Raw genomic sequence first — 25,683 nt, 5'->3', positions numbered from 1 at the left:
GACCACCATGCGTTCATTCCTGCTGGCCTTGCTCGTCGTTGGCGTGGTGTCCGGGGGCATGGCAGGCGCCATGACGCCGGTGCACGCCGAGCACAACCCCAAATCACACACCCACAGTGGCTACAGCGGCATGGAAAGCCGCGCGATCAAGGCGCTCTCCAGCGAGCAGATCGCCGATCTGCACGAGGGCAGGGGCATGGGAGCGTCGCTGCCGGCCGAACTCAACGGCGTGCCCGGGCCGCTGCACGTGCTGCAGTTGCGCGAGCCGTTGAAGGTCACCCCGCCTCAGGCGGCGCAGCTGGAGCGCATCACCGCCGCGATGCGCGAGCAGGCGCAATCGCTCGGGCGCCAGGTGGTCGAGGCCGAATCCCGGTTGGACCGCGCCTTCGCCTCGGGTGCGGCCGATGAGGCGCTGGTGCGCGAATCGGCGGCGCGCATCGGCGAACTCCAGGGCCAGCTGCGCGCCGTGCATCTGGTCGCGCACCTGCAGACGAAGGCGCTGCTTTCTCAGGAGCAGGTTGTGGCCTACAACCAGCTGCGCGGCTACACCCGTCAGTAGCCCATCTTCTTCTTGAGCGCCTGGTCCACCCACATGCGGCTGTGGATCGGGCCGGGCCGCTCGGCACCCGCACGCAGCTCGCCGCCGTAGTTCTTCACCCACGGCCACCAGGCGGTGTAGACATAGGGCGTGGGCAGCCAGATGTAGGGCGCCTGATCGAGGATCTCGCGCGTCAACAGCCTGACCTTCACCTGGCGGATCTTCTCGTCGGGTTCGGCGACGATCTCTTCCATCTTCTTGTCGAAGTTCGGGTCTTTCCAGCGCGAGGGGTTGAAGGTCGCCTTGCTGGTGAAGTTCTTGCGCAGCGATGTGGTCGGGTTGGTGATGGTGTTGACGAAATAGAAGCCGGGCTCGTTGGTGCCGGTGAAGAGCGCCTTCTGCATCGCGCCCGGCTCGGTGATCACGAGCTTGACCTTCACCCCCACCTTTTCGAGGTAGGCCGAGACCAGCGTCACGAGGTCGTGGTTCTGCGTGTTCCCGCTGACCTGCACCTTGAACTCGAAGCCATTGGGGTAGCCGGCCTGCGTCAGCAGCTCCTTGGCCTTCTTGGGGTTGTAGGTGTACAGCTCCTGGATCGACGCCGGCATGGCCGACAGCGGCTCGTAGTAGCCGGTGTAGTCGGGGTGCTGCGGGTGCACGAACATCTCGGCATTGCCGCCGTAGTAGCCCTTGATGATGGCCTGCTTGTCGATGGCCATGTTGAGTGCGCGCCGCACGCGCACGTCGTCGAGCGGCTTGGTGTCGACGCGCATGCCGATCACCGTGCCCGAGATGCCGAGCCAGCGCGCTGTCTTGAGCTTGGGCGCGGTCTTCTTCAGCTCATCGATGGCCGACCAGCTCACGAGCTCGAGCACGTCGAGCTTGCCGGTGCGAAGCGCGGTGAGGGCAGTGGCTTCTTCCTTGATGACGCGGTAGCTGATCTTGTCGACGAAGGGCAGCTTGTGCTCCTTGCCACCGATCTTTTCCTTGTCCCAGTAGTTGGGGTTCTTGGTGAAGGTCGACGAGTTGCCCTGGATGTAGTCGGTGAGCATGAAGGGGCCGGTGCCGTTCACGTTCTTCCAGTTGTTGGCGCCGGCGGCGACCACCTCCTTGGGCACGATGGCGGAGTAGTAGCCCCAGCCGAAGCGGTAGTCCCACTCGGAGTTGTAGTTCTTGAAGGTGAAGACGACGGTGTGCTTGCCCGTGGCCTCGACCTTGGCCACGTGGTCGAAGTAGCCGGGGATCTTCTTCGGGCTGGTGTTGAGGCGGTTGAAGCTGAACACCACGTCTTCGGCGGTGAGCTCGCGCGCTTCCATCACACCGGGCTTGGCCGGGAACATCACGCCCTTGCGGAGCGTGAACTCCACGCGCAGCGGGTTGTCGAGCATCTTCCAGCTCTCGGCCAGCTCGCCGCGCATGCCGTCGTGCGGCAGCCAGGCATCGGAGATGAAACGGTGCGGGCCGCCGTGGGCACCCTTGGCTTTCGACAGGTCGGCCGCGATGAGCTGCTCGTAGGCGAGGCCCACGTCGTTGTTGAGCTTCCACGACCAGTCGGCCGGGTCGAACGAGCCGGCGTTGAGCGTGTACATCAGCGTGCCGATGTTGAGCCCGCCGCCGTACTGCGGTGGTTCGGCGGCGGTGCCCTGCGCGAGCGCGCACACGGGCGCGACAGACAGCAGGGCTGCCGCGACAAACGCACGGCGCCGCGAGGGGATGGAAGTCGAGTTCGTCATGGAGCGATCAGGCATGGAGGTCAACGGATCAGCGCGCCAGCGCAGTGCAGAAGCGGCCCGCATGAAAGACGAGGGGTTCGGCATCGTCGCGGCGCTCGCAGCGCTCGACCTCGCCGACGAAGATGGTGTGGTCGCCTTCTTCGTATCGACTCCGGTTGAAGCACTCGAAGACCGCTGCCACGCCGTCGAGGATAGGGGCGCCGCAAATCCCTGTGCGCCAGGGAATGCCCGCGAAGCGGTCGACGTTCTTGCGAGCGAAACGTTCTGCCAGGCACTGCTGATCGGCCGCGAGCACGTTGATGGCGTAGTGCGTGCCGCGCTTGAGCATGGGGCTCGACGAGGCGGTGTGCGCCAGGCTCCACAACACGAGCGGCGGCGCGAGCGACACCGAGTTGAAGGAGCTTGCGGTGAGCCCGACGAGGCCGAACTCCGCATCGCGGCAGGTGACGACGGTGACGCCGGTGGCGAAATGGCCGAGCGCCGAACGAAAGTCTTGCGGGCTGAACATGCCCGTTAATATAGATTGGTTCTACTAACGAGGCGTCAGCAGAAGCCCTGAAGCGCGCTCAGGCCTTGGCCTTGGTGGCCTTGCTTTTTCGTTTGGGCGCGGCTTCTTCGGGCGCACGCTTCGCCTCGAAGCGCTTTTGCAGGCCTTCCCATCCGCCGAGGGCGAAGTCGGTCCAGATGTTGGCGGCTTCCTCGGCGGTCACGCCGGCGCGTTTCAGGGCCCGGCCCGAGAGGATGGGCGCATTGACCACGAGGATCGAGCACACCAGCGCCACCTGGCGCGGCACGCCATAGGTCTCGACGATGCGGTCGATGAAGTGCTCGGTGATGGCGGAGCGCTCGTCCTTGCCGCGGCGGCGCACGAGGTCGAAGACGGCACGGTCGGCCGCCAGCAGCCGGATGATCGGGCCGCGTTCATAGAGATATTCGAAGCCGTGCTTCTGCGAGTTGCGGATCAGCGGCTCGAGCGGCGTGTCGGCCGGCAGGGCCGAGAGCTTGCGGGCGCCGAGGTACTGGTACTCGCGCTCGAGCACGGCCTTCAGGATGTCTTCCCGCTTCGGGAAGTATTTGTAGATCAGCGGCACACTCACGCCTGCGATCGCGGCCACCTTCTCGAGCGAGAAATCGGAGAGTCCTCGTTCGAGGACGTAGGCCACGGCGCTGTCGAGCAGCTGCTCGCGGCGCTCTTCGGGGGCCATGCGGCGGGCACGGGGGGCGGCAGCGGTGGACACTCTGTTTTCTCGGTCGTGGGGGCGGCCGAGAGCATATCGCTGTCGCGCCCTGCGCGGCAGCGATCCAGATCAACCCGCTGTCGCGCCCTGCGCGGCAGCGATCCAGATCAATACAGGATGCGGCAGCGGATCGTGTCGGGCAGGCTGCACAGGTCGGCCATCGCCACCTCGGGGGAGCCGCTGTCCACGTCGATCACGACATAGCCCACGTCTTCACGCGTGCTGAGGTACTGCGCCGCGATGTTGACGCCAGCCTTGGAGAGCCGCTCGTTCACGCGCGCCATCACGCCCGGCACGTTGCGGTGGATGTGCAGCAGCCGGCTGCTGCCCGTGTGCTCGGGCAGCGCCACCTCGGGGAAGTTGACCGCCGAGGTGGTGGAGCCGTTGTTGCTGTAGCGGATGAGCTTGTCGGCCACCTCGCGGCCGATGTTGGCCTGGGCTTCGAGCGTGGAGCCGCCGATGTGCGGCGTGAGAATCACGTTGTCGAAGCGGGTGAGCGGCGATTCGAATGCCGAATCGTTGCCCTGCGGCTCGACCGGGAAGACGTCGATCGCGGCACCGCCCAGGTGGCCGCTCTCCAGCGCTTCGGTGAGCGCGTCGATGTCGACCACCGTGCCACGCGAGGCATTGATGAGGTGTGCGCCGGGCTTCATGGCCTGGATCTGCGCGCGCCCCATCAGGCCCTTGGTGGAGGGCAGCTCGGGCAGGTGAAGCGTGACCACGTCGGAGCGCGTCAGCACCTCGTCGAGGCTGGCGAGCTGGCGCGCGTTGCCGAGCGTGAGCTTCGATTCGATGTCGTGGAACACCACCACCATGCCAAGCTGTTCGGCCAGCACGCCGATCTGGGTGCCGATGTGGCCGTAGCCCACGATGCCGAGCGTCTTGCCGCGCACCTCGAACGAACCTTCGGCACTCTTCGACCAGCCATTGCGGTGGAGCAGGGCATTCTTCTGCGGAATGCCGCGCATCAGCATGATGATCTCGGCCAGCACCAGCTCGGCCACGCTGCGCGTGTTGGAGAACGGCGCGTTGAAGACCGGGATGCCCAGCTGCATTGCCGCCGGCAGGTCGATCTGGTTGGTGCCGATGCAGAAGGCGCCCACCGCGGTGAGCTTGGGCGCGGCGCGCAGCACCTCGGCGGTGAGCTGCGTGCGCGAGCGGATGCCGAGAAAGTGCGCATCGGCCAGCACCTCGCGCAACGCTTCGCCGGCCAGGGCCTTGGGCGAGGTCACGACCTCGGAGTAGCCGTCGCGCTTGATGAGGTCTACCGCCGAGGGGTGGATGCCTTCGAGCAGGACGAACTTGAGCTTGTTCTTCGGAACGGAGAGTCGAGGTGGCGTGGTCATGCGCGCATTGTTGACCACCTGCCATGCCCTCAGTCGGCGCGGTGCCAACCCAGGGTGCAGACGCACAGATGCGCCCGCCCCGTGAAGGGCGGACGCTGCGCGGGCCTCGGGTCAACGCGGGTCGACCGTCGAGGGAACGCGCGTTCCGGTTTCAGCGCTCCTGGTCGCGCTGGCGGTCCTGGTCGCGGTCGGCCTGGTTGCCTTGCTGGCCACCTTCCTGGCGCCGTGGCTGGCCGCCTTGCTGCTGACCGCCTTGGCCACCTTGTTGCTGCTGCTGGCCACTGCGGCTGCCGCCGCCTTGCTGGCCTTGCTGGTTGGCTTGATTGGCCTGGTCTTGCTGGTCCCGGTTCTGTTGAGTCATTTGCGATCTCCTTCAGTGATGCCGGAAAGATTCCGGTGCTTCCATCCGGCAACTGCCGTGCCGGGTGCGCGGCTTTTGCGTGTTGCGTGTGCACACGGCTTGCCGGGCTTTCGTATCACGGAACTTGTAGGAGACCCACCTTGAAACGCATCGGAACAGTTCATGGCCAGGCGGCAGCCTTCTTCCTCATGAGTGCCTTCTTCCTGCTGGCCGCCGTGGCCAATAGCCTGGGTGCCGGCTGAGCACCCGGGAAGATGAAGAAATTGCGGCATCTCGCGCATCGGCGCATCGCCACTGAAAGGAATTGACCATGGAAAGCAAAGCCCGTCTTTTCGGACACCCGATCCACCAGATGCTGGTGGTGTTCCCGCTCGGCCTGCTCGGCGCCTCTGTCGCCTTCGATGTGCTGCACCGGGTGCTCGACAGTCCGGTGATGGCCGTCGTTGCGCACTACCTGATCGCGGGTGGACTGATCGCCGGCCTCGTGGCCGCGCCATTCGGCACGATCGACTGGATGGCCATCCCTCAGGGCACCCGCGCGAAGTCGGTGGGGGCCTTGCATGCGGTCGGCAACGTCATCGTGCTGGCGCTGTTTGCCGGCAGCTGGGCGTTGCGGCGCGATGCGCCCGAGGTACCGCAGATCCTGGCGCACGTGCTCTCGTTCGGTGGTGCCTTCCTCTCGCTCATCACCGCATGGCTCGGCGGCGAGCTGGTCGACCGGCTCGGTGTGGGCGTGCATGACGGTGCGCACCTCGATGCGCCGAGTTCGCTCACCGCCGCGCGCGTCAAGGCCCGCAGCAACTTCCCCTGAATGGCTCGGCGGGCTAATGCCATAGAAGCACGGCAAAGACCATCGGCCGCCGATGCCGGCCGCCTGATCACCCTCTGAACTGGAAGGAACCATTCATGCACATTCCGCACGTCATGACGCTGGACAAGACGTGGGCCTTGTCCGCGGAGGCCACGAACGCCGGCCTGCAAGACCTTGCGGAGGCGCAAACCTCCGACGAGCCCGCGCGCCGACGATAGGGGCCTCATGCTGGAGCACACCATCGTCCAACTCGGCGCCTCGCTCGCACCCGCCGACCTTTGCCAGGTCAGCGGTGCGCAGGGGCTCATCGTGTGCGTGCACCCCCACGGCGGTGCGAACACCTCCAGGCGCCTGCAATCGGTGCTGCTGCGTCTGCAGGCGCGCGGTTTCTCCACGCTCGACCTCGACCTGCTCGCCCCCGAGGAAGCTGACGACGCCGAACGCCTGAACGACAGCGAGCTGCTCGCGCAGCGGCTCGACCATGCGCTCGACCTGCTGCCCACGTCGGTGCGCGACCTGCCGCTCCTTCTCTTCGGCTCCGACAGCGGCGCCGCGGCGATGTTGCGATCGGCCGCGTGCCGGCCGCGTGGCATCCGTGCGCTGGTGTCGCGCAGCGGGCGCCTCGACCTCGCCAGCGACGTGCTGGGCGACGTGCGCCTTCCCACGCTGCTGGTGGTCGCGGCGGGCGACCCCGAGATCGTCGAGATCAACCGCCAAGCGTTCACGCGCATGCGCTGCGAGAAGCGCATCGATGTGGTGCCGCGTGCGACACACCATTTCCTCGAAGCCGGCACGCTCGACGTGGTGGCGCAGCTGGCGAGCGACTGGTTCACGGGGCACCTCGCGCCGGCGGGTTGATCGAGCGGCCCGGCTCTCTTTGAAACGCACATTTGTGCAAGTGCAACGGGCTGTAGAAATGACGTAGAAACGGCCGATCGCGGCGCTACCATCGCCCGCTTCATGACCGAGCCCGCTGCTGCCGCCATGAGCCTGGCACTCCGTCGTCAACCCTGCATGCAGTTCGCCGGGCACGGGCTGGTGCGCCTGCTGGCGCGCTGGTCGGCAGGGGTCGCACTGTGCTGTGCCGCCGTGGGCGCGTCTGCGCAAGGGGCGGCCGCATCGGCGGCACCACCGCCACCGCCGCCCACCTTCGACGAGACCAAGGCGGGCCACCTGCATCGCTTCGCCGGCTTCGTCGAGTGGCCCGTGAGCAGCTTCGCGTCGGCCGATGCGCCGATCGTGATCGGCATCGTCGGTGCACCGGGCCTGCACAAGGAGCTGGCGCAGGTCGTCGCCGGCCGGCTGGTGCAGAACCGCGCGATGCAGGTCATGGAACTGGCCGAGCCGAAGCAGGGCACGGCAGTGCACATTCTGATGATCGGGCGAGGCGCCTCGAAGCGCGCGGGCGAATGGGTTGCCGCAGTCAAAGGCCGGCCCGTGCTCGTGATCACCGATCTCCCGCAGGGCCTGGAGCGCGGTGCGGCACTGGGCTTCATCGAGAGCGAAGGCCGGGTGCGTTTCGAGGCCTCGGTGCCGGCGGCCGAAGCCGCGGGCCTGCGCCTGAGTTCGCGGCTGCTGCCGCTCGCCGAGCGGGTGGTGAAATGAAGCGCGACGGCACCATGAAGCTCACCACGCTGCAGTCGCAGCTGACGCGGGCCTCGCTGCTCACCACCTTTCTCGTGCTGCTGGTGTGCTCGGCGGCGCTGCTCACCTACGAATACATCACCTCGCGCAGCAACTGGGCGGCCGAGATGCGCACGCAGGCCGACTTCATCGCGCACAACAGCGCCGCGGCGCTGGTGTTCAACGACCCGCGCGCCGCCCAGGAAAACCTCTCCCTCCTGCACCTGCAGCAGCGCATCCACACGGCGGCCATCTACGACAAGGACGGCCGTGTCTTCGCCTTCTTCCGTGCGCAGGGCCAGGAGCCGCTGCCGAGCACCGTCGACCCGGCGCTGCTGCGGGCCGGCGTGGTGTTCAGCGGCTCGTCGATGACGCTCGCCTACCCCATCCGGCATGAAGACGAGCGCGTGGGCACGGTCTACATCGAAGGCGGGCACGACATGCTCGGGCGCATCGCGACCTACGGGCTCATCCTCATCGCGGTGATGTCGATGGGCCTGGGCATCGCGGTGCTTTTCTTCAACCGGCTGCTGCGCCGCGTGGCCCGCCCGCTCGACGAGATGACGCAGGTGGCGCAGGAGGTGATGACCAAGCGCGCCTGGGGTCTGCGCGCGCGCGAGACCGAGTACCAGGACATCGGCGTGCTCGTCAACGCCTTCAACAACATGCTGGCCGAGGTGCAGGCGCGCACCAGCGAGCTGGAAGTCGAGATGGCAGAGCGGGTGCGCGCCGAGCAGGGCCTGCGCCAGGCCGACCGGCGCAAGGACGAATTCCTCGCCACGCTCGCGCACGAGCTGCGCAACCCGCTCGCCCCGATGACCACGGCGCTTGCGCTCATCCGGCGCGAGAAGAGCCCGCCCGAGGTGCGCGAGAAGTCGATGGCCATCCTGCAGCGGCAGCTCGCTCAGCTGGTGCGCCTGATCGACGACCTGCTCGACGTCTCGCGCGTGTCGACCGGCAAGCTCTCGCTGCGCATCGAGCGGGTCGAGCTGGTGGACCTGCTGCGCGGCACGGTCGAGATGTTCCAGGGGCTCGCCGGCGACAAGGGCCTCTCGCTGAGCTTCGAAGAACCCGGCATCACGGTGCCGCTGGCGGGCGACGCGGCGCGGCTCGCGCAGGTGTTCAGCAACCTGCTCACCAACGCCTGCCGCTACACGCCGCTGGGCGGGCGCATCGCGGTCTCGGTGAGCTGCACCGACGACATGGTCGAGGTGGCGGTGCAAGACAGCGGCCTGGGCATCGAGCCGGCCTTGCAGCACCGCATCTTCGATCTCTTCGAGCAGGGCGACAAAAGCCTGGAGCGCGGCAGCGCGGGCCTCGGCATCGGCCTCACGCTGGCGCGCCAGCTGGTGCAGCTGCACGGCGGCGAGATCACCGTGTACAGCGCAGGCCGCAACAAGGGCTCGCGGTTCATGGTGCGGCTGCCGCTCGAGCCGGTCGACCGGCTGCCCTCATCGCCCACATCGCCGACCACATCGTCGGCCTCGTCGCCCGAGCCGCGCCCGGCCGCCAGCGCGGCCCGGCCGATGCGCCTGCTCGTGGCCGACGACAACGTCGACTTCGCCACCAGCCTCGCCGAGCTGCTGCGCGGCCTCGGCCACACCGTCGAGGTGGTGCACGATGGCGCCGCCGCGCTTGCCGCCGCGAAGCGCCACCCGCCCGAGGTCGCCTTGCTCGACATCGGCATGCCGCACCTCAACGGCTACGAACTCGCGCGCAAGCTGCGCGCCGAGCGCGACCTCGACGCCACGCTGCTCGTGGCCATCACCGGCTGGGGCCAGGCGCGCGACCGCGAAGAGGCCATGCGCGCCGGCTTCGATCACCACCTCACCAAGCCGGTCGATCCGGCCGTGCTGGGGGGTCTGCTGGCCAACGCCGCCGAGCGGCAGCCCGAGGCGCCGCCAGCCCTCTGACGCGCGCTCAGTGCACGCGGCCGCCGCGCAGGCGGTGCAACACCGCTTCGGCCTGCAAGGCGAGCGCTTCGAGTTCCGCGCTCAACTCTTCGGCAGTCACGCCGAGCTCGCGGGCCCGTTCGAGCAGGAGACGGCGCTCTCGGTCGAGTTCGTCGGGTCTTTTCGGGGTGGGGTGGGGCGTGGCGGGGGCGTGTGCACTCATCGGGTGTCTCTTCTCGGCCGTGTTCAAGGTGCGGGTCGGCAGGCCAGCAACTGGCGCAGCAGCTCGGCCACGCTCCAGGCCTGCGCGATGCAGCCGCGCGGGGTGTAGGGGATCTCGGCGTCGAACACCTCGGCCACCGAGCCGATGCCGAAGTCACCGAGGTGCGATACGAGGCCATCGAGCCAGGCGCGTGCTCCGGCGTCGTCGCCCGGGTGCTGCTTGCGCCAGGCATCGAGCCAGGGCCCGATGAGCCAGGCCCAGACCGTGCCCTGGTGGTAGGCCGCGTCGCGCTCCTTCAGGTTGCCGAAGTAGCGCGGCGCGTAGCTCGCGCTGCCGGGGGCGAGCGACCGCAGGCCCACCGGCGTGAGCAGGCGTTGCCGCACCACCTGCAGCACTTCGGCCCAGCGGCTGCGGTCGAGCACGGGGTGGGGCAGCGAGACGGCGAAGATCTGGTTGGGGCGGCATTCGGCGCTGTTGCCCTGCGGGCCGTCGACCACGTCATACAGGTAACCGCCTTGCGCGAACCAGAAGCGCTGGTTGAAGCTCTCTCGCACCTGGTCGGCGCGGCGGTTGTACTGCTCGGCGTCGCGCGTGCGGCCGGCGTATTGCAGCCAGCCCGAAAGCACGCGCAGCGCGTTGAACCACAGCGCATTGATCTCCACCGCCTTGCCGCGGCGAGGCGTCACGACCCAGCCGTCGCACTTGGCATCCATCCAGGTGAGCTGGTAGCCCTCGGCGCCCTGGCGCAGGAGGCCGTCTTCCGGGTCGACGCCGATGCCGAAGCGGGTGCCTTCGATGTGCTTCTCGGCGATGTGCACCATCGTCGGCAGCAGCCGCGCGAGCAGCGCGTCGTCACCGGTTCTCGCGTGGTAGCGGTCGAGCGCGTGGAAGAACCACAGCGTGGCATCGGCCGTGTGGTACAGGCCCTGGTTGCTGCCGTCGGGAAACATGTTGGGCAGGAGGCCGTCGTGCACGTACTGGCCGAAGGTGCGCAGGATGCTTTCCGCCTCCTGCGTGCGGCCGGTGCACAGGGTCAGGCCTTCGAGGCTGATCATGGTGTCGCGGCCCCAGTCGGTGAACCAGTGGTAGCCGGCGATCACGCTCTTGATCTCGTCGCCTTCGGCCCAGGCGCGTGCGGTGTCGCGCTGGCGGCCGGCCGGCGTGACGATGAACTGGTCGGCCGCGAGCACCAGCTCGGCCGCGACACCCTTGCGCGCTTCGCGCGGCGCGCGGCGCAGCAGGCGCGCGCGGCGCTCGAGCTCGGCGGCCACGGCTTCTTCGGGCGACATCGCGTTCATGGTCTCGATCGGCTCGGTGGACGCGACGAGCGCCACCGTGTCGCCCGGCGGCAGCGCCATCGTCAGCACACCCGGGCTCCACAGGCGGCCTTCGTGCCGGTAGCCGCGCTCGGCTTCGATGCGGTAGTGCAGCTCGGTCAGCTCCTCGGCCTGCTGCTGGAAGGCCACCTCGGTGCCGTGTGCGCGCAGGCGCAGCGTGGCGGGGCCGTTGTCGCAGGTGATCTCGTGCACGTCGCCCAGGCTGTAGCGGTAGTTGGGTTGCAGCTCGGTGGTGAGCTCCCCCTCGTGGTGGCGGAAGTGCAGCGCGGGGCGCAGCTCGAGGCGCAGGCGCGAGCGGCCCTCGAGCAGGCGGTACAGCAGCAGCGTGGTGTTCTGCCGGTGCGGCATGAGCACGCTCTTCTCGATCACATGGCCGTCGAGCTGGAAGGTCCACACCGGCAGGCCGGCTTCGAGGCGGAATTCCTTCAGGTGCTCCACGCCGGGGAGCGACAGGCGGCTTCCGGTGCGCTCTTCACCGCTCAGCTGCACCCGCGTGCCGTCGTCGAGCACCACGGTCTCGACCAGGTGGTTGAGCATGACGGTACGGCCGAGCGGGTTGGGCAGGGCCGACACCAGCAGGCCGTGGTACTTGCGGGTGCCGAGGCCGGCGATGCTGGCCGAGGCGTACCCGCCGATGCCGTTGGTGACGAGCCATTCGCGGCCGAGAGCCACGTCGGGGTCGTGCACGTGCGGTTCGACACGGCGCACGACGGAGGCGGTAACGGCAGGGTTCACAGGGGCTGCTCCTTGAGTCTGGATGCTGGCGCGAGCAGCAGGGCGGTCTCGCCTTGCACGCGCCAGCTGTCGAATGGGCGGGGGACGTCGCGGCCGGGCACTTGGCGGTCGGCCTCGGCGGCGTCGGGCGGCAGCGTGCCGAGGCCGCCGTAGCGGGGGTCCTGGCTCGACCACGCCACCTGCCACGCCCCAGAGGCCGGTGGCGCGAGCAGGGGCTCGGGCACCGGGTCGAGGTGCAACGTGCGGCCGAGGTTGACGACGAGCAGGCGGTCGTCGCCCGCGGCTTCGCCGAAGAATCGCAGCACGAAGGCGTCGGGCGAGAGCACCGCGCCATCGACATGCCGCTGCTGCTGCGCGCGGCGCAGGCAGGGGTCGCTGCGCCGCAGGGCGAGCAGGTCGCAGTGCAGCCGCCACGCTTGGGCGTGGGCACCGCGGTGTCGCTCGCCGTGGTCGAGCCGGCACGACTCGAAGCTCAGCACCTCGTGCGGCACGGCCAGCGTGTCGGCAACGTCTGCCGGTGCGAGGTTCGCGAACTGGGCGGTGAACTCGCGCCGACCCTTGAGCACCTGCGCGGCGAGATCGGGGCGGTGGTCGGCGAAGAAGAGAAAGGGCGTGCTGCTCGCGAACTCCTGCCCCTGGAACAGCATCGGCGTCTGCGGGCCGAGCAGCAGCAGCGCGGTCAGCGCGCGCCAGCGCGCCGGGCTGCACTGCTGGTGCAGCCGCTCGCCGCGCCCCGAGTTGGCCACCTGGTCGTGGTTTTCGAGGAAGTGCACGAAGCGCAGCGGCGCGATGTCGTAGGCCGGGGCGCCGCGCCGTTGCGCCTGCCAGCGGTACCACTGGCCCTGGTACAGAAAGCCGTACTTCGCGGCCGAGACGAACTCCTGCGCGTTGCCGCGGTGGTCGGTGTAGTAGGCCTCGTCCTGGGCGGTGGCGGCGACCACGGCGCTGTGGTGCCAGTCGTCGTTCCACACCATGTCGAGCCCGTGGCCACCGTCTTCGCGCGAGCGCACGAGCTTCGCGTGTTGCGGCTCGTTCTCGTTGACGACGAGCGTGGCGCGCGGGCCGGCGCTGTGCCGCACACACTGGCCGATCTCGTCGAGGATGTGCGGGGCGGAGTCGTCGAAGATGCTCTGCGTGGCATCGAGTCGCAGGCCGTCGAGGTGGTACTCGCCGATCCAGTGCGCCACGTTGGCGAGCACGAAGTCGCGCACGCCGTGTGCGAGCGGGCCGTCGAAGTTGGGCGTGTCGCCCCACTCGCTGCGGCGGCTGGCGCTGAAGTAGGCCGGGGCGAACTCGCGCAGGTAGCAGCCGTCGGGCCCGAAGTGGTTGTAGACCACGTCGAGCAGCACGCCGAGGCCGAGCGCATGCGCGCGGTCGACGAAGCGACGCATGTCGTCGGGCGTGCCGTAGAGGTGCGAGGGCGCGAACCAGCACACGCCGTCGTAGCCCCAGCCGAAGCGGCCCGGGAATTCGGCCACCGGCATCAGCTCGATCGCGGTGATGCCGAGTTCGGCAAGTGCCGGCAGCTCGCGCATGGCGGCGGCCCAGGTGCCCTCGCGGGTGAAGGTGCCCACGTGCAGTTCGTAGAGCACCTGCCCTGTGAGCGGCAGGCCGGGCCAGGCCGCATCGCCCCATTCGAATCGCGATGCCTCGACCACTTCGGACGGGCCGTGCGGCCCCTCGGGCTGGGAGCGCGACGCGGGGTCGGGATACGCGGCCCCGCCATCGAGGCGGAAGCGATAACGCGAGCCCGCGCGCGCCTCGCGCACGAGCCCGGCGAAGTAGCCTTGTGCATCTTTCTGCAAAGCGTGGTGCTGCACGCCCGAGCCGGTGTCGAGGGCCACCTCGACCGTGCTGCGCTCGGGCGCCCAGACCCGGAACGACACGCCCGCGTCACCAGCCGAGGGCAGCGCACCGATCGGTAGATGGGTGCGGCAGGTGAGCAAATCTGACTCGAAAAGCGCTGGCGGACCGTTCATTGCCTTTACCCGGCAAAGACGGTGCCACCGGCCGCCTTCAAGCAGGGGGTTTCGCGGCGGTCGCCTGCTCGATGGTGCGTGCGAGCAGATCGGGGTCGACCGGCTTGGACAGGTGGGCGTCGAAGCCGGCGGCCAAGGCGCGGGCGCGGTCGGCCTCGCGGCCGTAGCCCGTCAACGCAATGAGCGGCAGGGTGCGCGAGCCTGCGCGGTTCCGCAGCTCGGTGGCCACCGCATAGCCGTCGTGCACCGGCAGGCCGATGTCGAGCAGTGCGAGGTCGACGGGCTGTGCGTCGAGGGCGGCGAGCGCCTCGTCGCGGGTGCGCGCAGTGACCACCTCGTGGCCCATGAGGCGGAGCAGCTCCGACATCGCGGCCATCGCATCGCGGTCGTCTTCCACCAGCAGCACGCGGCGTGCGCCCGCGCCAGGGGCGGGCAGGCGCTGGCCGGGCAGGGTGCCGGCTTCGGCGCGCGGCAGCTTGACGGTGAAGGTCGCGCCCTGGCCCGGGCCCGCGCTGTAGGCCTGCACCTCGCCGCCGTGCAGCGCCACCAGTTGCTTCACGAGCGCGAGCCCGATGCCGAGGCCGCTCGACATGCGCCCGGGGGGCGGCGGCCCCTGCACGAAGGGCTCGAAGATGTGCGGCAGCAGATCGGCGCCGATGCCCACGCCGTCGTCCTGCACCGTGAGCACGGCATCGTCGCCCTCGGCCCTCACGGTGATGCGCACCTCCGAGCCAGCCGGCGAGCACTTGAGCGAATTGAAGACGAGGTTGTTGACGATCTGCTCGATGCGCACGCCATCGCCGAGCACCCACACGTCGTCGGCCTGCACGGTGATCTTGTGGCCGGCGGCCTTCTCGGTGGTGCGCAGCGCATCGGCACAGCTCGTCACCCAGTCGGCAAGGTTGAGGCGCCGCGACTCGAGCACGATCTTGCCGGACATGAGCCGGCTCACGTCGAGCAGGTCGTTGACGATGTGGCTCAGGTGGCGGTTCTGGCGCTGGATGATGCCGAGAAACTTCTCGCGCGCCTCGGGCGTGCTGCGCTGGTGGCTGAGCACGGCGGTGGCGCCGGAGATCGCGGCCAGCGGGTTGCGCAGCTCGTGGCCGAGCAGGGCGAGGAACTGGTCTTTCGCGGTGTTCTCGCGTTCTGCGGTTTCGCGCAGTGCCGTCTCGCGGGCCAGCAGCCGCTCGCGCTCGCGCTCGGCTGCTTCTCGCGACTGGCGCTCCTGCGTGAGCAGGCGGCCGGCGCCGGCGAGGGCGTCATACAACGTGTTCACTTCGACGAGGCGGGTCGGGCCGAGGTCGGGCGCCTGGCCCACCCCCACGGCCAGCGCCGCACGAGAGGCCTGGTCGATCACCTGCATGAAGGTCCGCCCGAGGTAGTAGGCCGCCAGCAGGCCCGCGCCGAGCGCGAGCAGGCCGCTCACCGCCAGCCATTGCACTGCCTGGATGGCCGAGCGTTCGACCGTGCTGACCGGCATCGCGACCGCCACCGTCCAGCCGGTCTTCTCGGAATGAGTGAAGGCGTCGTAGGCGTCCACGCCTTCCAGCGTCTGGTGGCGGATCAGCCCTTCGCTGGCCGACGCGGCCGCGGCCACCAGCTCGGCGCGCGCCGGCTTGCCGAGCGTGTCGTCGGCGTTCACGTTGCGCGAGATGAAGCGGCCGGTGCGGTCGATCACGCCGATCGTGGCGGCCGAGCCGTTTTCCACCTGCAGGGCGGTGGCGCGCCAGTGCTCGAGAGCGTAGGCGTGTGCCACCACGTAGCGTTTGCCGTTCCATGCCTTGGTGGGCACGTAGACCGACGTCAGGAGCTTGCCGGAGACGGGGCCGACCAGCAGGTCGCTCACCACCGGCTCCCCGCCATCCAGCACCTGCTGCACCCGTTCCTTCGCGACGGATGGGAGCCGGGTGCCTAAGGGCTCGAGGGTGTTGAGCAATTGGTTGCCATCCTCGTCGAACAGCAGGGTCCACACGTGCGGCGGCCGGTTGGCGCCTCGGGCCTGCTCGTAGAACGCGTGCAGGTCGCCTTCGCGAAGCGAGTCGGACTGCGCGAGCGCCGTCAGCGCGCCGATCGAGCGCTGGATCTCCACGTCGACCAGCAGCGCCGAGGCACGCACCGTTTCGCGCAGGCCGTTGATCGCCGCTGTACGCTCGCCTTCTCGCACCTTCTGCACGGCCATCACCGCCGCAAGAAAGCCTGGCACGAAGATGACGGTGGTGACGAGCAGGAGAAGGGAGCGGATCCGCATCCACTGTTTCTAGCACAGCGCGCCTACGTGTCCCGGGCCTGCGTGTAGGAGGATTCCCACAGCGGCAAGCGGCATTCGAACACTACAAATTGCCGCAACCGGCGCCTAGCATCCGCGCAGGTTGCAGCCATGGGAAAGAAAACAGCAGATCGTCACCCTCCGAAACCTGCGTTTCGCGAATCGGACTTTGCGGGCATGCCCGCAAAGGATCAGCTCGACCTGAGCGGCTCGCTCAACCAGCTCAGCCAGCAACTCGATGCCACGCGCAAGCTCTTGCAGGACATCGAAGTGTCCCCGCCCGTTGTCCCCGCATCGGCCGCATTGGCCGAGAAGACTCCGCCAATCCCCTTGAGCGACGACGACGCGGTCACGCACGGCTGACCCGCGCCGATCCGATCCTCTCTCGGCGCCTCTGCACGCGCCCGCTCGCCACGGTTTGACGTGGATCGAAGCGCGCCGTTTCCCCATCTGTACATTCAGGCCTTGACCTTCCCACGATGGGAGGGTCGAAACTGGCCTCATGAACACCATCCCTGCCGATATCCAGTTGCAGATCGAAGGCATGACCTGCGCCTCGTGCGTGTCTCGCGTCGAGAAAGCCTTGCTCAAGGTGCAAGGCGTGAGCACCGCCTCCGTCAACCTCGCCACCGAGAAGGCGACCGTCACCGCGGCACCGCCCGTGGCGCTGGCCGACCTGCTCGCCGCCGTGGAGAAGGCCGGCTACACCGCCCACGAGGCGGTGGCCGAGCCGCCCGCTCAGGCAGGGCAGGCCGCGGCCTCGCGCGTGCCGGGCTGGTGGCCGGTGGCGGTGAGCGCCGCGCTCACGCTGCCGCTGGTGCTGCCGATGGCGCTGTCGCTCGTGGGCATCGAGGCCATGCTCGGCCCGTGGTGGCAGCTGGCCCTGGCCACGCCGGTGCAGTTCTGGCTCGGCGCGCGCTTCTACATCGCCGGCTGGAAAGCGCTGCGGGCGCGTGCCGGCAACATGGACCTGCTGGTGGCGCTCGGCACTTCGGCCGCCTTCGGCCTGTCGGTCTACCTCATGTGGCAGCACGCCGGCCACGACGGCATGCCGCACCTGTACTTCGAGGCCTCGGCCGCGGTCATCACGCTGGTGCTGCTGGGCAAGTGGCTCGAGCAGCGCGCGAAGCGGCAGACGGCCGACGCGATCCGCGCGCTCAACGCACTGCGGCCCACCACCGCCACCGTGCGCCGCCACGGCACCGATCAGGAACTGCCCATCGAGGCGGTGCAGGTGGGTGACCTGGTCTTCGTGCGGCCCGGCGAGCGGGTGTCGGTCGACGGCGAGGTGGTCGAAGGTGCGAGCCACCTTGACGAATCGCTCATCACCGGCGAGAGCCGGCCGGTCGCCAAGCACGTGGGCGACCGGGTGACGGGCGGCGCCATCAATGCCGAAGGTGCCCTGCTGGTGAAGACGCTGGCCATCGGCGCCGAGACCACGCTGGCGCGCGTGATCCGCATGGTCGAGTCGGCGCAGGCGGCCAAGGCGCCGATCCAGCGCGTGGTCGACCGGGTGAGCGCGGTCTTCGTGCCGGTGGTGCTGGGCATCGCCTTGGTCACATTCGTCGGCTGGATGCTCGCCGGCGGCGGGCTCGAACAATCGCTCATCAACGCAGTGGCCGTGCTCGTGATTGCCTGCCCGTGTGCGCTGGGCCTGGCCACGCCCACCGCCATCATGGCCGGCACCGGCGTGGCCGCACGCCGAGGCATACTCATCAAGGACGCCGAGGCGCTCGAAGTGGCGCACGCCGTCACCACCATCGCCTTCGACAAGACCGGCACGCTGACCGAAGGCAAGCCGGCGCTGGTGGCCATCGAGCCGGCAGCGGGTGTCGACGCGGCCGAGGTGCTGCGGCTGGCCGCCGGCCTGCAGCGCAGCAGCAGCCACCCGCTGGCGCTGGCCGTGCTGGCGCGGGCGCAGGCAGATGCGGTGGCGGTGCCACCGTCGAAAGCCGCGCAGGCACTGCCCGGCCGCGGGCTCGAAGCCGAGATCGAAGGCCGCCAGCTGCAACTCGGGAGTACACGCCTTCTGCACGAGGCCGGGCTGCAGGCCGGCGCACTTCAGGCCCGCGCCGACGCGCTGGAAGCCGACGGCCGCACGCTCTCGTGGCTGCTCGCGATCGAAGGCGACGGCACGGCCAGCTTGCTCGGCCTGCTGGCCTTCGGCGACACGCTGAAGCCATCTGCCGCGCCGGCCGTGAAGCGCCTGCATGCGCTCGGCGTGAAGACCGTGCTGCTGACGGGCGACAACCGCGGCAGCGCGCGTGCCGTGGCCGAAGCGCTTGGCATCACCGATGTGCGCGCCGAGGTGCTGCCCGCCGACAAGGCCGCGGTGGTGCAGTCGCTGCGCGCCAACGGCGAGGTGGTGGCGATGGTGGGCGACGGCATCAACGACGCGCCAGCCCTCGCCGCGGCGCAGGTCGGCATCGCGATGTCGACCGGTACCGACGTGGCGATGGAAACGGCCGGCATCACCCTCATGCGCGGCGACCCGCTGCTGGTGCCCGATGCGCTCGACGTCTCGCGCCGCACCTACGCCAAGATCCGCCAGGGGCTCTTCTGGGCCTTTGCGTACAACGTGCTGGGCATTCCGCTGGCCGCGCTCGGCTGGCTGAGCCCGGTGATCGCGGGCGCGGCCATGGCCTTCAGCAGCGTGAGCGTGGTGACCAATGCGCTGATGCTGCGCCGCTGGCGAGGGTCTTCGGTAGGAGAGGAACAGTCATGAACGAATCGATGAACATCGGCCAGGCCGCGCAGGCCACCGGCGTGTCGGCCAAGATGATCCGCCACTACGAAAGCGTGGGGCTCTTCCCGGAAGCGCGTCGCACCGAGTCGGGCTACCGGCTGTATGGCGAGAAGGAACTGGCCACGCTGCGCTTCATCCGCCACTCGCGCGACCTCGGCTTCTCGCTGGAGCAGATCCGCGCGCTGCTCGACCTGTGGCAGAACCGCCGCCGCCCGAGCCGCCAGGTGAAGGCGCTGGCGCAGGAGCACCTCGACGAGATCGACAAGAAGCTGCGCGAGTTGCAGGCGATGAAGTCGACGCTGTCGCACCTGGTGCATTGCTGCGCCGGCGACGACCGGCCCGACTGCCCGATCATCGATTCACTCGCCGATGCGCCACACGCCAGGCAATAGATCTACGCCGGGCAGTAGATCTTCCGGATCGACGCGTTGCCGCGGAAGTAGGTGAGCGGCGCGCCCAGCGCCTGCCGCGACACGCGCGACAGGTGCGCCAGGTCGGCAAAGCCGGTGGTGCGCGCGATCTGCGTCAGCGTGGCGCCGGCATCGAGCATGTTGAGCGCGTTGTGGATCTTGAGCCACAGCTGGTAGTTGCGCAGCGAGATGCCGAGCGACTGCGTGAAGAGGTGCGACATGCGGGTGTACGACACGCCCACGCTCCTGGCCAGCTCGTCGAGGCTGCGGTTGACGTCGGCGTGCAGCAGGCCCACTACATGGTCGGCCTTGTCGTCGATGGCGCTGCGCGTGACCGTGGGCAGGTAGCGCGAGACGGTGGTGATGAGGCCGTTGTAGAGCGAGCCGCCCTGGGCCCCATCGAGCCCGCCACGCCACGAGGCTTCCAGCTGCGGGTCGTGGTAGGCGAAGGCCTCGCGCGGCAGCGACATCACGCCATGCCGCGGCATGCCGCGGAACATGCGAAAGAGCGGGTGCAGCGGGTTGACCAGCAGTGACACGACCTTCGTGTCGTCGGCGACGAGCTTGTGCGCGACCAGCGGCTTGACCACGAGCGCCTGGTGCAGCGTGACCTCGTCGTCGGCGTGCAGCTCGAAGGGCTTGCCGTCGATCGAGATCACGATGCCGCCGCAGCGGCGCAGCATGGTGCAGGTTTGCAGCGTCGAGGCGGTGTACATCACGCCGCCGTGCACGACGTAGGCATGCTCGGTGGGTGTATCGGGTGTCGGGGCGGTCGAGCGGTCGGTGGCGGCGCTGGCGGGCCGGGCGGCGCGTGGCGCTGGGTGTGCCGCGACGGGCACCGGCAAATCGTTCATGAACAGGTTCCTCCTCCCACAACGACAACCAGTCTAGGTGGGAGGTCGGAGCTGTCTCTACTGGCTAACTCTCATTCAAGGGTGAATGCGGATCGCCGGTGCTGCACTGCGCGCCAACCCTCGCTAAGTGCGTACAAGAGCCGGTGATTGCTGCACGTCGCTGCTGCGCGCTTCGAACGAAGGCCCGAGCCCGAGCGGCGCCGGCAGGTGCATGAGCACCTTCTGGAAAACCGCACGGTACGGGCCGTCGGCGTCGTAGTTGGCGATCGGGTCACGGTTGAGCCTGAAGGCATCGTCGAGTTCGCGCCACTCGGTTTCGCTCAACACGCGCTCGGCCAGCGGCAGCACGAAGCTTTCTTCCACATGCATGTGGCCGAGGTAGAAATCGATGTACTCCTCCATTGCCCGCTCGAAGCGCTCGCGGCGGCGCGGGCCCTGCTCGGTGGCGCCCATCATCTCGAAGCCGAGCAGCTCATGCTCGAGCTTGCGGATGGCCGCTTCGCCGCGCGCGTGGTCGGCGTCGAGCTTGTCGAGCACCGCTTCGGCTTCGCTGCCCTGGCCGCGCAGCTTGGGGAAGAGCAGGGTGCTTTCCTTGGTGTGGTGCAGCTTCTCCGGGAACTCGTCGACGTAGAAGAGCATCGCGCGCAGCACCGAGAAGTCGGGCAACGTGTTGCGGCGGCGGTGCTCCGACAGCAACAGGCGGATGGTGCGCAGCATGGCAGTGAGCGCCTGGTGCTCGCTGCGGATGATCTGGAGGGTGGCATGCATGGCGGCCTCGCGTGGCGACTCGATGCGGCCAGTATCTGGAGGCGGTCGGCGCGAGCCTTGATCCCTGACAAGGAATCGCCTGAAAAGCGCGGTCTACACCCCCTTGCTGCGCCTGACGCAGCGCGAGACGGCGAGAACAATCCGCGGTGGCACAAGAGAAGCGTCGACACGCGCCCGTCGTGCAGGTTCCAGGCAGTTTTTCTCGACGGTGACGGATTTGTTGACGAACGAAGCGCAAGCCCTGCGCTGGGGATACGGCGCGCGCGTGATGCGCATCACGACGATGGCGATGCTGGCCGCGGCGCTTGCCGCATGCGGTGGCAGCGGAGGCGGTGGCGGCAGCGCGCCCGTCGAGACCGTGGGGCCTGGCCCTTCGCCCGAACCTTCGCCCGGCGCACCACCTGCTCCGGCGCCCACACCACCCACACCGCCCACACCGGAACCTGAGAGCGCACCCGACCGGCCCGCCGCTGCCCGCTTCCTCACGCAGGCGAGCTTCGGCCCCGACGAGGCTTCGGTCGCGCGCGTGCGGGCACTCGGCTACGCCGGCTGGATCGACGAGCAGTTCGCCGTGCCCGCCAGCTCGCACGTGGCGAACTGGGACGCGCTCACCGCCCAGTTGCGCACCGTGAACCCGAGTGCCTGGGCCGGGCAGGACGGCGTCTTCAACTCCTTCTGGCGCACCGCCGTGACCGGCGACGACCAGCTGCGCCAGCGCGTGGCGTTGGCGCTGTCGGAGATCTTCGTGATCTCGATGCAGGACACCTTCGTCGGCAACGAGCCGCGCGCCGTGGCCCACTACCTCGACATGCTGGCCGCGCGCGGCAGCGGGCGCTACCGCGACCTGCTCGAAGGCGTGGCGCTGCACCCGATGATGGGCCGCTACCTGAGCTCACTCGGCAACCGCAAGGCCGACACCCGCACCGGCCGCGTGCCCGACGAGAACTTCGCCCGCGAAGTGATGCAGCTCTTCAGCATTGGCCTGTACCGGCTGAACCCCGACGGCACGCAGCAGCTCGCCGACGGCCAACCCATCGAGACCTACGGCCCGGCCGACATCACCGGCCTCGCGCGCGTGTTCACCGGCTGGAGCTGGGCCTGCCCGGTGGCGCCCACCGTCACCAATGCCACTTGTTTCTCCACCGGCTCGGTGAGCGTGAACGGCACGTCGCGCAGCGACCCCGAGCGCTCGATGAAACCGATGATCCTGTACCCCGGGATGCACGCACCCGAAGAGAAACGATTTCTCGGCGCGGTGGTGCCGCCCAACACCGATGGCGAGACCAGCCTGCGCATCGCGCTCGACACGCTGGCCTCGCACCCCAACGTGGCGCCTTTCATTTCTCGGCAGTTGATCCAGCGCCTCGTCACCAGCAACCCGAGCCCGGCCTACGTGCGCGACGTGGCCCAGGTGTTCACCGCCACCGGCGGCGATCTCAAGGCGGTGGTGAAGGCGCTGCTGCTGCACGCCGAGGCGCGCACACCGAGTGCCACGGTCGGCAAGGTGCGCGAGCCGCTGCTGCGCATGACGGCCTACTACCGCGCCTTCAACGCCACCTCGGACGGCGGACACTGGCGCATCGGCAACACCGACGACCCGGGCAGCAAGCTCGGCCAGTCGGTGCTGCGCTCGCCTTCGGTCTTCAACTTCTACCGGCCGGGCTACGTGCCGCCCGGCTCGGCGACGGCCAGCGTCGGCCTCGTGGCGCCCGAATTGCAGATCGCCCACGAGACGAGTGCGGCGGGCTACGTGAACTACCTGCGCAGCGTGGTCTTCAGCGGCGTGGGCGTGGTGAACGGCGCGCCCTTCAACCGCGCCGACGTGCAGGCCGACTACCGCGGCGAACTCGCCGTGGCCGACCGGCCTGCCGAACTCGTCGACCGCCTCGACGCCAAGCTCATGGGCGGCAGCATGCCCGCCGCCCTCAAGGCCGAGATCGTGGCGGCGGTGGCGAGCGTGCCCATCCAGACCCACAGCCAGGCCGCGATCGACCTCGGCAAGAAAGTGCGCGTGACCTCCGCCGTGCTGCTCACGCTCGCCTCGCCCGAATACCAGGTGCAGAAATGACGAACGGCCCCCAGTTCAAGCACGACGGCGCACGCCGCCTCTTCCTGCGCCAGGCCGCCGCACTCGCGGGCCTGGGCGCCGCGGCACCGTTCGCGCTCAACCTCTCGGCCATGAGCTCGGCTGCCGCGCAGACGGCGAGCGACTACAAGGCGCTGGTGTGCCTCTTCCTGCACGGCGGCAACGACTCGATGAACATGGTGCTGCCCACCGACGCGGCCTCATGGGCGGCCTACACCTCGGTGCGCAACCAATTGCCCGACTCCATCGCGCTGCTCGCGCCCGGCACCGCGCCGCTGGCGAGTGCGGCGGCCGGCTCGCCCGCGCGGCTGGGCGGCGTGCTGCCCTTGCTGCCGGCGAATCCGCAAGGCCGCAGCTTTGCGCTGCACCCGATGCTGGGCGCGCTGCAATCGCTCTTCAACGATGACAAGCGCCTGGCCATCGTGCCGAATGCCGGGCCGCTGGTCGTGCCCACCACCAAGGCGCAATACGCCAACAGCCTGCACCCCAAGCCCGCGCACCTCTTCTCGCACAACGACCAGGCCAACATGTGGCAGTCGTTCCAGCCCGAAGGGGCGACGAAGGGCTGGGGCGGCCTGATGGCGGATCTCCTGGCCGCGCAGAACGGCCGCGCCGTCTTCACCTCGATCTCGACCTCGGGCAACGCGGTGTGGCTCTCGGGCGAGCGTGTGCGCCAGTACCAGGTGAGCACGAGTGGCGCCATCCGCATGGCGACGTCTGGCACCACCAACGCCATCTACGGCCAGCTCGGCGTGGGCGAGGCGCTGCGCCGCATCGTGCGCAGCACCCGCGGCACGCACCCGCTGGAGCGCGACATCGCCGACATCAACAACCGCTCGATCGAGGCAGAGGAAATCCTGCGCCTCGCGATGAAGGACGCGAGCGACCCGCTCTTCGGCACGCCCGGCGTGAGCCCCGACCCGAAGCTGCTCTACGAGCACCCGCTCACCGGCGCCAAGACGGTCAACAACCTGGCCCTGCAGCTGCAGACGGTCGCCCGCATGATCGACGCGAGCGGCTCGGCCGGCATCCAGGCCAAGCGCCAGATCTTCTTCGTGAGCCTCGGCGGCTTCGACACCCACGACAACCAGAACCGTGCCCACGCCAACCTCTACGCGATGCTGGCCCATGGGCTGCGCTATTTCGACACCACCGTCGGCGCGATGGGCCTGCGAGACTGCGTGACAACCTTCACCGCGTCGGACTTCGGCCGCAGCTTCACGAGCAATGGCGATGGCACCGACCATGGCTGGGGTGCGCACCACTTCGTGCTCGGTGGCGCGGTGAAAGGTGGCGACCTGTACGGACGCTTCCCGGTGCTCGGCATGCGCAACGCCAACAGCAACGCCTTCGACAGCAGCCCCGACCAGGTGGGCAACGGCGTGCTGATCCCCGGCACCTCGGTCGATCAGATCGGCGCCACGCTCGCACGCTGGTTCGGCCTGAGCGAGACCGAAACCTCGATGGTGTTCCCCGGACTGCGCCACTTCAGCGAGCGCAGCCTCGGCTTCATGCGTTAGCCGCGGGCGCGGCGGCCGGCAGCTTCAAGAGCAGCAGCAGGCTCGCCGCCGAGAGCGCGAGCATCGTCACCAACACCGCTTCGAGCCCGGCCTGCTGAAGGAATGGCGCGACGCCCTGCGTGGCGGCGGCGCTGCTCACGAGCAGCATCAGCACCATCAGCGCTGACGCGCGCCCCATCTGCACCATCGGCACGCGCAGCGCCTCGCTGAACGCCGCCGGCCCGCGCGCGCCCAGCGTGCCGCAGAAGACCATCCAGAACGCCAGCACCCAGCCAAAGGTGAGCGGGCCGTCTTGCCACGCCCACCAGAAGCCGGCACACAGGAGCACGTGCACCACGGCCCCGGCGCGCACCGCGCGCACCGGCCCGAGCCGCGCACTGATGCGGCCCGACTGGCTGGCCACCGCGATGAAGGCCGCCACCCCGCACACCTGCGCGGTGGCAAATGCGCCGTCGCCCCACTGCATCACCGCCTGCAGCACCTGCGGCCCGCTGCCCACGAAGCAGAGCAGGGCAGCGAAACACAGCGAATGCGACAAGGCCAGGCGCAGGTAGCGCGCGTTGCCCAGCAAGGCGAGATAGCCGCTCGGCGCGCTGTCGTCGTGGTGCGGCAATTGGCGCGGCGTGGCATTGAGCGCGAATGGCATCGACAGCAGGGCCACCGCGCCGATGATCGCGAAGGTCGAGCGCCAGTCGGTCACCAGCAGCAAGGCCGTCCCGAGCACCGGGCCGGCCGCAGGGATGATGGCCTCGATCATCGAGATCGCCGCCATGCCCCGCACGCCGTCCTTGTCGGGCAGGGTGGCGCGGATGACTGTCGGCGACACCACGGTCGACGCCCCCGCCGCGATGCCTTGCAGCAGTCGCATCGCGAGCAGCGACCACAGCTCAGGCGCCAGCGCGCAGCCGAAGCTGGCCGCGATCAGCACCCACAAGCCCGCCTTCACGCAGGCGCGAGGGCCGAAGCGATGCAGTGCCTCGCCCCACACCAGTTGCGACGCGGCGAGCCCGGCCAGGAAGACGGCGACCGTCGCCTGGCCTTGCGCCACGCTGAGGCCGAGGCCGCGCTGCATGGTGGGCACGGCCGGCAGGTAGAGATCCATCGCCAGCATGCTGGTGCAGGTGATGACGGCAAGGGGAAGGATGGTGCGAACGCTGGCGGTGGACATCGAGCCAGTGTGCCGCACGGAAGGCAAGCATCGGGGCGCCGCCCCGGCT

Annotated in this window: 23 protein-coding genes; 11 read left to right on the top strand and 12 right to left on the bottom strand. The window is 69.1% G+C overall.

The window, feature by feature from the left end:
* The first annotated feature begins 7 nt into the window (after positions 1-7).
* Positions 8-559, top strand: coding sequence for a Spy/CpxP family protein refolding chaperone (locus tag RXV79_RS13660; RefSeq protein WP_316698131.1), 552 nt, complete (start codon positions 8-10; stop codon positions 557-559).
* Here RXV79_RS13660 and RXV79_RS13655 read toward each other — a convergent pair.
* The 5 genes from RXV79_RS13655 to RXV79_RS13635 all read right to left on the bottom strand — a co-directional run bounded on the left by RXV79_RS13655 (position 553) and on the right by RXV79_RS13635 (position 5,216).
* Positions 553-2,271 carry an ABC transporter substrate-binding protein gene (locus RXV79_RS13655; RefSeq protein ID WP_316698129.1) on the bottom strand — a complete coding sequence of 573 codons (1,719 nt, stop codon included), beginning with the start codon at positions 2,269-2,271 and terminating at the stop codon, positions 553-555. The genes RXV79_RS13660 and RXV79_RS13655 overlap by 7 nt on opposite strands.
* Before the next feature lie 28 nt (positions 2,272-2,299).
* Complete coding sequence (locus tag RXV79_RS13650) at positions 2,300-2,779, bottom strand: flavin reductase family protein (RefSeq protein ID WP_316698126.1); 480 nt, start codon at positions 2,777-2,779, stop codon at positions 2,300-2,302.
* Positions 2,780-2,837: 58 nt separating this feature from the next.
* Complete coding sequence (locus RXV79_RS13645; protein ID WP_316698122.1) at positions 2,838-3,509, bottom strand: TetR/AcrR family transcriptional regulator; 672 nt, start codon at positions 3,507-3,509, stop codon at positions 2,838-2,840.
* Positions 3,510-3,616: 107 nt separating this feature from the next.
* Positions 3,617-4,855, bottom strand: a complete 1,239-nt coding sequence (gene serA / locus RXV79_RS13640; protein ID WP_316698121.1) for a phosphoglycerate dehydrogenase — start codon at positions 4,853-4,855, stop codon at positions 3,617-3,619.
* A 151-nt stretch (positions 4,856-5,006) separates the two neighbouring features.
* The gene (locus RXV79_RS13635; protein WP_316698118.1) at positions 5,007-5,216 is read right to left on the bottom strand and encodes a hypothetical protein; all 210 of its coding nucleotides are present in this window, start codon (positions 5,214-5,216) and stop codon (positions 5,007-5,009) included.
* A gap of 310 nt (positions 5,217-5,526) precedes the next feature.
* Between RXV79_RS13635 and RXV79_RS13630 the strand changes: the two genes are divergently transcribed.
* The 5 genes from RXV79_RS13630 to RXV79_RS13610 all read left to right on the top strand — a co-directional run bounded on the left by RXV79_RS13630 (position 5,527) and on the right by RXV79_RS13610 (position 9,563).
* Complete coding sequence (locus RXV79_RS13630; protein WP_316698114.1) at positions 5,527-6,027, top strand: DUF2231 domain-containing protein; 501 nt, start codon at positions 5,527-5,529, stop codon at positions 6,025-6,027.
* Between the two features lie 95 nt (positions 6,028-6,122).
* On the top strand, positions 6,123-6,245 hold the full coding sequence (locus RXV79_RS13625; RefSeq protein ID WP_316698112.1) for a hypothetical protein: 123 nt from the start codon (positions 6,123-6,125) through the stop codon (positions 6,243-6,245).
* Positions 6,246-6,252: 7 nt separating this feature from the next.
* Entirely contained in the window at positions 6,253-6,885 is a 633-nt protein-coding gene (locus RXV79_RS13620; RefSeq protein WP_316698111.1) for a dienelactone hydrolase family protein, read from the top strand.
* 102 nt (positions 6,886-6,987) lie between these two features.
* Positions 6,988-7,632: a TOL_0243 family YfiR-like periplasmic protein gene (locus tag RXV79_RS13615; protein WP_316698109.1), complete on the top strand. Its 645-nt coding sequence runs from the start codon at positions 6,988-6,990 to the stop codon at positions 7,630-7,632.
* Positions 7,629-9,563, top strand: coding sequence for a sensor histidine kinase, YfiR-like protein-associated (locus tag RXV79_RS13610; protein ID WP_316698107.1), 1,935 nt, complete (start codon positions 7,629-7,631; stop codon positions 9,561-9,563). The genes RXV79_RS13615 and RXV79_RS13610 overlap by 4 nt, the downstream gene beginning before the upstream one ends.
* 7 nt (positions 9,564-9,570) lie before the next feature.
* Here RXV79_RS13610 and RXV79_RS13605 read toward each other — a convergent pair whose 3' ends face one another.
* The 4 genes from RXV79_RS13605 to RXV79_RS13590 are packed head-to-tail and all read right to left on the bottom strand — an operon-like array spanning position 9,571 to position 16,064.
* On the bottom strand, positions 9,571-9,765 hold the full coding sequence (locus tag RXV79_RS13605; protein ID WP_316698105.1) for a hypothetical protein: 195 nt from the start codon (positions 9,763-9,765) through the stop codon (positions 9,571-9,573).
* Between the two features lie 23 nt (positions 9,766-9,788).
* Positions 9,789-11,837 (bottom strand): amylo-alpha-1,6-glucosidase, encoded by a 2,049-nt coding sequence (locus RXV79_RS13600; protein WP_316698103.1) that lies wholly within the window; start codon positions 11,835-11,837, stop codon positions 9,789-9,791.
* Positions 11,834-13,816 carry a malto-oligosyltrehalose trehalohydrolase gene (gene treZ / locus RXV79_RS13595; RefSeq protein WP_316698101.1) on the bottom strand — a complete coding sequence of 661 codons (1,983 nt, stop codon included), beginning with the start codon at positions 13,814-13,816 and terminating at the stop codon, positions 11,834-11,836. Before treZ ends, RXV79_RS13600 begins: the two co-directional genes overlap by 4 nt.
* Positions 13,817-13,853: 37 nt before the next feature.
* Positions 13,854-16,064: a hybrid sensor histidine kinase/response regulator gene (locus RXV79_RS13590; RefSeq protein WP_316698099.1), complete on the bottom strand. Its 2,211-nt coding sequence runs from the start codon at positions 16,062-16,064 to the stop codon at positions 13,854-13,856.
* Positions 16,065-16,259: 195 nt separating this feature from the next.
* Between RXV79_RS13590 and RXV79_RS13585 the strand changes: the two genes are divergently transcribed.
* The 3 genes from RXV79_RS13585 (at position 16,260) to cueR (ending at position 19,220) form a co-directional block, all read left to right on the top strand.
* Positions 16,260-16,445 (top strand): hypothetical protein, encoded by a 186-nt coding sequence (locus RXV79_RS13585; RefSeq protein ID WP_316698098.1) that lies wholly within the window; start codon positions 16,260-16,262, stop codon positions 16,443-16,445.
* Positions 16,446-16,584: 139 nt separating this feature from the next.
* Complete coding sequence (locus RXV79_RS13580) at positions 16,585-18,807, top strand: heavy metal translocating P-type ATPase (protein WP_316698096.1); 2,223 nt, start codon at positions 16,585-16,587, stop codon at positions 18,805-18,807.
* Positions 18,804-19,220: a Cu(I)-responsive transcriptional regulator gene (cueR, locus tag RXV79_RS13575; RefSeq protein ID WP_316698094.1), complete on the top strand. Its 417-nt coding sequence runs from the start codon at positions 18,804-18,806 to the stop codon at positions 19,218-19,220. Before RXV79_RS13580 ends, cueR begins: the two co-directional genes overlap by 4 nt.
* A 2-nt stretch (positions 19,221-19,222) precedes the next feature.
* Here cueR and RXV79_RS13570 read toward each other — a convergent pair whose 3' ends face one another.
* Both RXV79_RS13570 and RXV79_RS13565 read right to left on the bottom strand, forming a co-directional pair.
* Complete coding sequence (locus RXV79_RS13570; protein WP_316698091.1) at positions 19,223-20,092, bottom strand: helix-turn-helix domain-containing protein; 870 nt, start codon at positions 20,090-20,092, stop codon at positions 19,223-19,225.
* Positions 20,093-20,215: 123 nt separating this feature from the next.
* On the bottom strand, positions 20,216-20,860 hold the full coding sequence (locus tag RXV79_RS13565) for a hemerythrin domain-containing protein (RefSeq protein WP_316698089.1): 645 nt from the start codon (positions 20,858-20,860) through the stop codon (positions 20,216-20,218).
* A gap of 217 nt (positions 20,861-21,077) precedes the next feature.
* On the opposite strand from RXV79_RS13565, the gene RXV79_RS13560 reads away from it, so the two are divergent.
* Together RXV79_RS13560 and RXV79_RS13555 are read left to right on the top strand one after the other, a co-directional pair.
* Complete coding sequence (locus RXV79_RS13560) at positions 21,078-22,928, top strand: DUF1800 domain-containing protein (protein ID WP_316698087.1); 1,851 nt, start codon at positions 21,078-21,080, stop codon at positions 22,926-22,928.
* Positions 22,925-24,466, top strand: coding sequence for a DUF1501 domain-containing protein (locus tag RXV79_RS13555; protein WP_316698085.1), 1,542 nt, complete (start codon positions 22,925-22,927; stop codon positions 24,464-24,466). Before RXV79_RS13560 ends, RXV79_RS13555 begins: the two co-directional genes overlap by 4 nt.
* Here the strand turns inward: RXV79_RS13555 and RXV79_RS13550 are convergent.
* Complete coding sequence (locus RXV79_RS13550; protein ID WP_316698083.1) at positions 24,456-25,634, bottom strand: MFS transporter; 1,179 nt, start codon at positions 25,632-25,634, stop codon at positions 24,456-24,458. The two genes, RXV79_RS13555 and RXV79_RS13550, sit on opposite strands and share 11 nt — an antisense overlap.
* Positions 25,635-25,683 lie beyond the last annotated feature (49 nt).

This window comes from Piscinibacter gummiphilus (genome assembly GCF_032681285.1).
Lineage (GTDB): Bacteria > Pseudomonadota > Gammaproteobacteria > Burkholderiales > Burkholderiaceae_C > Rhizobacter > Rhizobacter gummiphilus_A.
This window is presented reverse-complemented; position numbering and strand designations above follow the sequence as displayed.

Coding starts and splice junctions, on each gene's coding strand:
- RXV79_RS13660 (WP_316698131.1), top strand. CDS start 8: ATGCGTTCATTCCTGCTGGCCTTGCTCGTCGTTGGCGTGGTGTCCGGG.
- RXV79_RS13655 (WP_316698129.1), bottom strand. CDS start 2,271: ATGACGAACTCGACTTCCATCCCCTCGCGGCGCCGTGCGTTTGTCGCG.
- RXV79_RS13650 (WP_316698126.1), bottom strand. CDS start 2,779: ATGTTCAGCCCGCAAGACTTTCGTTCGGCGCTCGGCCATTTCGCCACC.
- serA (WP_316698121.1), bottom strand. CDS start 4,855: ATGACCACGCCACCTCGACTCTCCGTTCCGAAGAACAAGCTCAAGTTC.
- RXV79_RS13635 (WP_316698118.1), bottom strand. CDS start 5,216: ATGACTCAACAGAACCGGGACCAGCAAGACCAGGCCAATCAAGCCAAC.
- RXV79_RS13630 (WP_316698114.1), top strand. CDS start 5,527: ATGGAAAGCAAAGCCCGTCTTTTCGGACACCCGATCCACCAGATGCTG.
- RXV79_RS13625 (WP_316698112.1), top strand. CDS start 6,123: ATGCACATTCCGCACGTCATGACGCTGGACAAGACGTGGGCCTTGTCC.
- RXV79_RS13620 (WP_316698111.1), top strand. CDS start 6,253: ATGCTGGAGCACACCATCGTCCAACTCGGCGCCTCGCTCGCACCCGCC.
- RXV79_RS13615 (WP_316698109.1), top strand. CDS start 6,988: ATGACCGAGCCCGCTGCTGCCGCCATGAGCCTGGCACTCCGTCGTCAA.
- RXV79_RS13610 (WP_316698107.1), top strand. CDS start 7,629: ATGAAGCGCGACGGCACCATGAAGCTCACCACGCTGCAGTCGCAGCTG.
- RXV79_RS13605 (WP_316698105.1), bottom strand. CDS start 9,765: ATGAGTGCACACGCCCCCGCCACGCCCCACCCCACCCCGAAAAGACCC.
- treZ (WP_316698101.1), bottom strand. CDS start 13,816: ATGAACGGTCCGCCAGCGCTTTTCGAGTCAGATTTGCTCACCTGCCGC.
- RXV79_RS13590 (WP_316698099.1), bottom strand. CDS start 16,064: ATGCGGATCCGCTCCCTTCTCCTGCTCGTCACCACCGTCATCTTCGTG.
- RXV79_RS13585 (WP_316698098.1), top strand. CDS start 16,260: ATGCCCGCAAAGGATCAGCTCGACCTGAGCGGCTCGCTCAACCAGCTC.
- RXV79_RS13580 (WP_316698096.1), top strand. CDS start 16,585: ATGAACACCATCCCTGCCGATATCCAGTTGCAGATCGAAGGCATGACC.
- cueR (WP_316698094.1), top strand. CDS start 18,804: ATGAACGAATCGATGAACATCGGCCAGGCCGCGCAGGCCACCGGCGTG.
- RXV79_RS13570 (WP_316698091.1), bottom strand. CDS start 20,092: ATGAACGATTTGCCGGTGCCCGTCGCGGCACACCCAGCGCCACGCGCC.
- RXV79_RS13565 (WP_316698089.1), bottom strand. CDS start 20,860: ATGCATGCCACCCTCCAGATCATCCGCAGCGAGCACCAGGCGCTCACT.
- RXV79_RS13555 (WP_316698085.1), top strand. CDS start 22,925: ATGACGAACGGCCCCCAGTTCAAGCACGACGGCGCACGCCGCCTCTTC.
- RXV79_RS13550 (WP_316698083.1), bottom strand. CDS start 25,634: ATGTCCACCGCCAGCGTTCGCACCATCCTTCCCCTTGCCGTCATCACC.